The following is a 7,344-nucleotide window of genomic DNA, read 5'->3' as shown; positions in this document are numbered from 1 at the left end:
GAGGTACTGGAATAATAATGAATCCTCCTGTATTTATTGTTTTAAGCACTGCCTAGCCCTTAACTGAACCGTATTGCGGATACACGGATGGATTAGGGATTAATTGATTATGAGACCCGGCGATTTCCAACCGCCGGGTTTCTCAATAAAATTGAATCTTCAACCCGCGAAGGCGGGTTTCGTCTGTGTAGCCACGGTTTCAACCGCCGGGTGTCTCAACAGCCGAGTTTCTTCCTAATTAACCCAACCCTTCAACTAACAAATTGCGAGCACTTTCCAACGCTTCCTGCAACTTACTTGCATCGCGTCCCCCAGCTTGCGCCAAATTAGGCCGCCCGCCGCCTTTTCCGCCGCAAATTTGAGCAATTCCCCCGATAAACTTGCCAGCTTGCAATCCTTTTTTATTGACTTCAGGACTAAAAGCTGCCACCAAACTTACCTTATCCGGTTCAGGAATTGATGCCAAAACAACCGCAGCATTTCCTAACTTTTGCTGCAACCTTTCCGCCGCAGTTTTCAGCGCTTCCGTATCCACATCACCCAATTGAGCTACAATGATTTTGAATTCGCCGAGATCCTCAGCCGCACTCAGCAACTGGTCGGATTTCGCGATCGCCAATTCCGACTTCACAGCAGCCAAATGTTTCTGAGTATCCTTCAACTCATTCTGCAAATTAGTAATCCGGTTCGGCAATTCTTCAGGCTTCGCCTTAAATCGATCGCCCAAATCACGCACCACCTTATCGCGCACGTTCAAATAGTCCAAAACAGCTTGACCGGAAACCGCTTCAATCCTGCGAGTTCCCGCCGCTACCCCCGCTTCGGAAACAATCTTAAACAGCCCGATTTCTGCGGTATTGCTGACGTGAGTTCCGCCGCACAATTCCATCGAAACGCCGGGAAAATCGATCACCCGCACTACGTCGCCGTACTTCTCGCCAAACATCGCAGTCGCGCCTTTTTCTCTCGCAAGGGCTATAGGCATTTCTGCAACGACCGCAGCGTGCGCCTCAGCAATCCAACTATTAATTAAATCCTCAATTTTCTGCAACTCTTCTGCTGTGACAGCGCGCGGAGAATTGAAATCAAACCGCAATCTTTCTGACGATACCAGCGAACCAGCTTGCGAAATGGAATCGTCCACAATTTTCCGCAAAGCTGATTGTAATAAGTGAGTTGCTGTGTGGTTAGCCTGAATTCGGCGGCGACCGCTATTGTCAATTTTCGCAGTAATACTATCGCCAACTCTCAGCGTTCCCCGTTCCACCAAGCCGAAATGCACGAAGAAATCCGATTCCTTCTTCACATCATCAACTCTTACTAACAAACCATCACCATTATCTCCGCTTTTCAAATAACCTTTATCCCCAATTTGTCCGCCGGATTCTGCATAAAACGGCGTTTGGTTCAAAACAACTTGTACCTCAGTGCCTGCGGCTGCTTCCTCCACCGATTTGCCGTCAACCAAGATAACTTCCACCTCAGCTAAACTCGACAATTCAGCATAACCAACAAACTCAGTTCCCTGGATAGTTTCAGCCAACTTATCCAAAGAACCCTGCACCGTCAAATCGATTGTTTGGCGAGCATCTTTAGCGCGAGTTTGCTGTTCCTTCATCGCCCTTTCAAAGCCCTCCAAATCCACCGAAATTCCCTGTTCCTCAGCAATTTCTTGAGTCAGTTCTAAGGGGAAACCGTAGGTATCGTAAAGAGTGAAAGCATCTTGACCGCTGATTTGTTGGTTTGCTTGCTGTTTTGTGCGATCGACAATTTCCTCCAGCAGCTTCTCTCCGCGTTCCAAAGTCTTGAGAAACTGCGCCTCTTCCCTTGCCAATTCCGCCTTAATTTGAGCTTCCCGCTGCCGCACGTTCGGATAAGCTGCTTCCGAAAGGGCGATCGCACTTTCAGCCACCCGCACCGTAAATTCGCCCTGAATTCCAATCAGCCGCCCGTGGCGTACCACCCGGCGAATCAACCGGCGCAAAATGTAACCCCGACCAACATTCGACGCGCGAATTTCGTCCGCAATCATGTGCACCACAGCCCGAATGTGGTCGCCAATTACTTTCAGCGAAACCTTGACTTTTTCATCGCTATTATGGTAGTCAATCCCGGCAATTTCCGCCGCCGATTGAATGATCGGAAAAATCAAATCTGTTTCGTAATTATTGGGGACTTTCTGGAGGATTTGCGCCATCCGTTCCAGTCCCAAGCCAGTATCAATATTTTGATTTTGCAGCGGTGTTAAATTGCCCTCTGCATCTTTATTGTACTGCATGAAAACCAGGTTGTAGAATTCAATAAACCTGGTATCATCTTCGAGGTCAATATTGTCACCTCTCTCTGGGTGGAAATCATAGTAAATCTCCGAACACGGGCCGCAGGGGCCAGTCGGGCCGGATTGCCAGAAATTGTCCTCTTCTCCCATGCGCTGAATCCGATCGCCCGGAATGCCAATTTCATCGCGCCAAATCGCAAAAGCTTCGTCATCTTCTCGGAAAACACTAACAACCAAATTAGAGGCTGCTAAACCGAAAACTTCCGTGGAAAGTTCCCACGCCCAGGCGATCGCCTGTTTCTTGAAATAATCCCCGAAACTGAAATTACCCAACATTTCAAAAAACGTGTGGTGGCGGGCGGTGCGGCCGACGTTTTCGATGTCGTTGGTGCGGATGCACTTTTGAGAAGTGGTGGCGCGCGGTGATTCGGCTGCGCGCTGTCCGAGAAATATCGGCTTGAATTGTAGCATTCCGGCGATCGTCAGCAACACAGTCGGATCTTCGGGCACCAAAGAAGCACTCGGCAATATCTTATGTCCCCGCTGAGCATAGAAGTCGAGGAAGGTTTGGCGGATTTGGCTGCCACTGAGAAACTTAGGAGAAATAGACATGGCAAAAACACTTAAGTATGTAAAGATGTAGCAACAATAGAATTTATAGGACTTACGCACGGGTGTCCAGAAACCGGGTTTTTTAACCAAAATACTTGCTTAAAATCCTCAATCTCGGTAGAAAAACCCGGTTTGTTGGTTAGGAGTGCGTGAGTGCTAACTTACATCTATTTGGAGATTCATATCATTATACTTAGTAATGTAAAGACCTATCAAGTTTTGCAAATTGTGCTTTACTCCTCCGAAAGGCCATGCTAACTTAATAATAGACACCGGGACAGAAAGAGAAAGGAGGTCGCTATATTTAGAAAGAAAGTTCGAGGATATAGACATGGTGTCTCCGGTCTAGATTCCCAGGCGCAGCAGAAATTAACCGAACACAACTTGCAATAGTGGCGAACTGCCGATCGAGCAGTCAGGCCAAACCGCAGTCGAGTCAGACTTAGTTGTGGTTGCGGATTAACAGTAAAGCTGCACAAGTTGTAAACCCTAGTAAGTAACAGTTCTCAATCGGAAACACATCTCGTTTGTTAAAAAAAACAAAGCTCTCATATTATTGGGTCTGATCGCTGTCGATCGGGCCCTACGCTTTTTTATAGGGCGATCCGAGGAGGAGAGGCTTCGAGGGGGAGAGAGGGCAGAGTTCGAGTGTGTAAATGCTTTGTACTCAAAGGCAACATCCCTGGGAGTCGATCGGGGAGCGATCGGTGCAGCTTTTGAGTTATATATTATATATAATGGCACCTAGAGCGCGCCCCGCTTTTTCCCGGGGATCAAGGGCTGTGGTATGAGGCACTGTCAAGATGCGATATCATTGAAGATGTCAGTACAAGACATTAAAACCTACCCCGCTGTCCTGTATAGCAACAAATCTACGCTTCTCTGAGCTTGCTGCAAGCCAAGGATAGCAAACCGTCTTTTTGGTGACAAGATTAGGCTCAAAAATTTGAATCTCAGGATATTTAGAGTCAAAACTCTAAAAAATCCCATCCCCGACGCAGGGATGAGAGTTCAAAAAATAAAAGCCCCCCCACTCAAAAAAGCTAGTGCCACCAACAACGGTAGTAAATCACTAGCACAGTTCTTAAACTCACAATCTCCGGAGATTCTAGGTACAAGCATGGCCGAAATAACTAAAGAAGAAATGCGCGAACGGCTGGGAAATATCGACCAGATTCGCGATATAATTTTTGGAGCGCAGCTTAGAGAATACGATAATCGCTTCGATAAAATAGATTCCGACTTGTCGATGATGCAGCAAGATATGCAAACTCGCATCGAACAAGTAAAAACAGTTCTTTCTGGAGAAATGAAGGCGGCGGTTGATTCCTTAGAAAAAAAAGTTAAATCGCTCACCTCAAACACGCAAGAAGAAAGCGCCGACCTCCGTCAGCAAATCGATCGCGTTAACCGCAAATTCTCCAGCAGCATGGAAGCCCTCGACGAGGCGATAGACAATCAAACCAGTTCGCTTCGCGACGAACTCTCCCAAACCAGAGATCGACTATCTGAAGAAACCCGCACTTTGAAAACACAGGTTTTTGAAGAGCTCGATCGTCGCTTTTCTATGCTCAGAGATGTTAAAGTTTCTAGAGACGACATGGCAGAAATTTTGTTTGAACTCGGCATGAGGCTCAAAGGAACAGAATTTGTGCCCGAACTTAAAGGCGTTGCTGATAATAAGTTAAATAACGAATTTCTGTTGCCGGAGCGCCACCATAACGGATAATAACGCATGGCTTTACCGAAAGAAAATCCGGCTGACGAAAATGAGTTAGAGGGTTTTGTTTCTAAACCTGACGAGTCTGCTGCCGATGTAGCAACCCAGCTAGAACCCTTGCTGAATCTGTTAGTCGATCTCAAAATTATTGCTGGTTCCAACCAGCAAAATGCAGAGCCCGAAGCTGACAGCAGCCAGGAAAAAAATCAAGCTGGGGCCCTCGGCGGGTTGATGGATTTGTTAGGTATTTCTGAGCAAGCGCCAGAGGAAGTTGCAGCGAGTGTGCCCGAAACTGGCGACGATCGCCAACCGGAGTCTGGCGATTCCCCGCCTGTTGCAGACGAGTTAAAAAGTTTGCTGTTGACTACTCACAAACTCAACACTTCAGAACTGGAAAAAGACTATTCCTCAGCTAAAACTATAGATGTTTCCGCGATCGCCCAGTCGGATTTGGAGGAGGAATCAAAGCCTGTCGAGGAATTGTCTAACTTGACAATGAAAGATTCTCTACAGGAAGTACAGGCTCAAAAATCCCACGGGTTCGATCGGCAACAAGATATTTCCCCTCCCGAAACCGAGTCAAAATCCTCGGAACTTCCCGAAAATCCCATAGTTTCTACAGTCTCAGACTCACCAGAAACTGCATATGTAGATCCGGTGGTTGGTTCGCTTCAATCGATGCCAAACTTGGTAGAACAGCCCACACCGATATCGCAGCCAGCAGAAATATTAGGCCAAATTAAACAGGATTTAAATGAAGCCGACAGCGCCATGGAAAGGCTGCAAAATCTAATGTTCGGCTCGCAAATCTCGGATATCGAGCAAGTGAAAAGTCTGCTGGCAGAAAACGATTTGCCGGGGGTGCGCCACCTGATGGCAACAATCGACGATAAATTAGGAAAGCTGGAGCACCAAATCTACGAGCCCCAAGAGTTGATTGAGTTGATGTTGCCTTGGATCGGAGAAATTCTCAGCCGCAAAATTACAGATTCCAGAGAAGAAGTTGTCAACGCGATCGTCCCAATTATTGACGAAGTGATTAGGGCAAAAACTCAGGAAAACAAGTCGGCAATGAGTGCGGCAATAGCTGAGCTGCTTCCCGAGGCACTTGCTCAACAAATAGTGAATTCGCCAGCGGATATTGCTAAGGCGATCGCCCCAGAAATCGGTCTGGCAATTAAAGAGCAAATTCGCCTCGACCAAGAGTCGATCGCCCAGGCGATCGCCCCGGAAATGGGCAAAGCTATTACAGCCCAAATAAAACTCGAACGCAACTCTATGGTGGATGCGCTCTATCCAGTAATTGGCAGTACAATTTCCAGATACATGGCAGAAGCTATCAAAACAATTAATGAAAAAGTGTCCAATGCCATCAGCGTCGAAGGATTCCAAAGAAAAATTCGCTCCAAAGTACAAGGAGTCTCCGAAGCTGAATTAATCCTCCAAGAATCAGTACCCTTCACCGTCCAAGCAGCATTCTTAATTCACAAAGCATCAGGGTTAATAATTTCCGAAGTTCAAAACTCAGAAAGCTACCACTTAGAATCAGAAATGGTAGCAGGAATGCTCACAGCTATTCGCAGCTTTGTTAACGACTGTATCGTTCGACCGGGAGAAGTTTCCGAACTAAATCAAATTGAATACGGCGACTCCAAGATTATGTTAGAAGTAGCGGGATATTGCTACATGGCAGTCGTGATTAAAGGAGAACCGTCAGACTCTTTCATCAATAAAATACGAGAAACCGTTAGTAATCTCATTCTTAATTACGCTAAAGTAATTCACGAGTTTAACGGCGATCCGGATACTATACCGGACTCGCTGCACCCGTGTATAAAAACTTTATTCGACCCGCTGCCAACGGAAAAATCAACCAAACCCCCGATCGCCCTAGCGGGTATTGGTTTAGCCGCCCTAAGCTTAATCTTAGTACCTTGGGGAATTTATCAGTACCGCAGCAGTGTTGAGCGCCGCCTCGAAACAAATGCCATCGCAGCTTTAGCATCCACTCCCGAATTAGCAGTTTACCGCTTAGATGTTGCAGTGGATGGCAAAACTTTAAAGCTAACCGGAAAGTTGCCAAATCAACAATTGCGGGCACAAGCCGAAAAAATAGCCGCATCAACTGCACCGAAATTGCAATTAGATAATAGAATTATAGCTGTAGATGTCCCCCCAGATCCAGTTTTGACGGCGGCTGAGGTGCAGCGGATTACCGCCGTTTTGAACCAGAGAGAGGGCGTTTCTATTTCTACGCGGTATGGCGATCGCAAACTTACAGTAGAGGGCCGAGTTAGAGACAGTGCAGACGCACAGAAAATAGCTCAGTCCCTGAAGCAAATTCCCGGTGTTCAGTCGGTCATAAGTACCGTTAAATTAGAGCCGCTGATAATTACAACCCGCATCTACTTCGAGCAAGGAACGACAAAATTAGACTCAACACATGAAGAAATCATCGCCCGTGTCAAAAATTTCATGGATCAATATCCTCAAAAACATATTAAGATAATTGGGCACAGCGATCGAAGCGGAGAACTTGCTACAAATCAACAGTTGTCGCTCAGGCGTGCCGCAGCAGTGCGAGATGCTTTAGTGCGGCAAGGTGCTAACCCGAAGCGCCTCCAAACGGTTGGCATCCCCAATCCTCCTGCGGACGTGGAACCCAATCAACCGCGAATTTTAAGCAGGTGCGTGCTATTTGAACCAATAACTAAGACCATAAACAGTAAATAAT

At 46.8% G+C, this 7,344-nt stretch carries 3 protein-coding genes; 2 read left to right on the top strand and 1 reads right to left on the bottom strand.

The genetic code is table 11. The features are described from left to right. Positions 1-238: 238 nt before the first annotated feature. A complete protein-coding gene (alaS, locus tag QUA47_RS14190; protein ID WP_333431210.1) occupies positions 239-2,890 on the bottom strand; it encodes an alanine--tRNA ligase in 2,652 nt (883 codons plus the stop codon). A 1,120-nt stretch (positions 2,891-4,010) separates the two neighbouring features. Here alaS and QUA47_RS14185 point away from each other — a divergent pair. Together QUA47_RS14185 and QUA47_RS14180 are read left to right on the top strand one after the other, a co-directional pair. Continuing rightward, a complete protein-coding gene (locus tag QUA47_RS14185) occupies positions 4,011-4,619 on the top strand; it encodes a hypothetical protein (RefSeq protein WP_333431209.1) in 609 nt (202 codons plus the stop codon). Positions 4,620-4,625: 6 nt separating this feature from the next. Next, positions 4,626-7,343, top strand: coding sequence for an OmpA family protein (locus QUA47_RS14180; protein WP_333431208.1), 2,718 nt, complete (start codon positions 4,626-4,628; stop codon positions 7,341-7,343). The last annotated feature ends 1 nt before the right edge of the window (position 7,344 follow it).

The organism is Microcoleus sp. MON2_D5 (assembly GCF_036701905.1).
Taxonomy (GTDB): Bacteria; Cyanobacteriota; Cyanobacteriia; order Cyanobacteriales; family Microcoleaceae; genus Microcoleus.
This window is presented reverse-complemented; position numbering and strand designations above follow the sequence as displayed.

Excerpts from the sequence above, each read along its gene's own strand:
- alaS (WP_333431210.1), bottom strand. The coding sequence starts at position 2,890 with ATGTCTATTTCTCCTAAGTTTCTCAGTGGCAGCCAAATCCGCCAAACC.
- QUA47_RS14185 (WP_333431209.1), top strand. The coding sequence starts at position 4,011 with ATGGCCGAAATAACTAAAGAAGAAATGCGCGAACGGCTGGGAAATATC.
- QUA47_RS14180 (WP_333431208.1), top strand. The coding sequence starts at position 4,626 with ATGGCTTTACCGAAAGAAAATCCGGCTGACGAAAATGAGTTAGAGGGT.